Below are 653 nucleotides of genomic sequence, written 5' to 3'. Positions count from 1 at the left end.
ACTTGCGCTAACATCGCTTGATGACCTAAATGTACACCGTCGAAGTTGCCAATAGTAAGCACGCAAGGTGCCAAATCTACAGGACTGGTATCTGCAGGCAAAGTGCTTGGTGATGCAATCAGTTGCTCAAGAAAATAGGTGTTCATAAATTTCAGCTATGATAGATAAGACCAAATAAAAAAACAAAAAACACACCTGTACTAAAAAACGATGTGTCTAAAACCAGCTATTATAAAGTAAAATAGTCACACTAACATCTATAGTCTGCTGATAATACAAGTATAGTCAATCTACTATAAAAACGTTACATCGCCTCATTATTTACTATGCCATTAGCTATGGAAACTCTATGACTAACATTACTTTGAATGCTATACCGCCTAATTCATCAATATACAATCTTGACGAGCAGTTTATGGTGCATCTTGCCAATAAACAGGATTTACCAGAGATTTTGGCAATTTATAATCAAAGTATTGCCGGCAAGCAAGCGACAGCAAACTTGACGCCGGTGACTTGTGAAGAGCGTGCAGAGTGGTTTGATGAACATCTAAATAGTCCAACGCGTCCCATTTATGTAGTTAGAGCAGCGGTTATATCAGCAGATGATGATAAGATTGTCACACAAACAAAGTCACCAATCGTTGCATGGG

The 653-nt window shown here is 38.3% G+C and carries 1 protein-coding gene and 1 pseudogene; one reads left to right on the top strand and one right to left on the bottom strand.

The genetic code is table 11. From position 1 onward, the window contains the following. Positions 1–146: pseudogene (locus ACS8FD_RS21505) on the bottom strand (bifunctional riboflavin kinase/FMN adenylyltransferase); the annotation flags it as partial. A 203-nt stretch (positions 147–349) separates the two neighbouring features. Here ACS8FD_RS21505 and ACS8FD_RS21500 point away from each other — a divergent pair. Beyond that, the coding region (locus ACS8FD_RS21500) for a GNAT family N-acetyltransferase (protein ID WP_439277368.1) at positions 350–653 on the top strand (304 nt) is incomplete at its 3' end.

The sequence above is a fragment of the Psychrobacter sp. 1U2 genome, assembly GCF_051847575.1.
The sequence above is the reverse complement of the archived record's forward strand: the minus strand, read 5'-3'. Positions and strand labels throughout refer to the sequence as shown.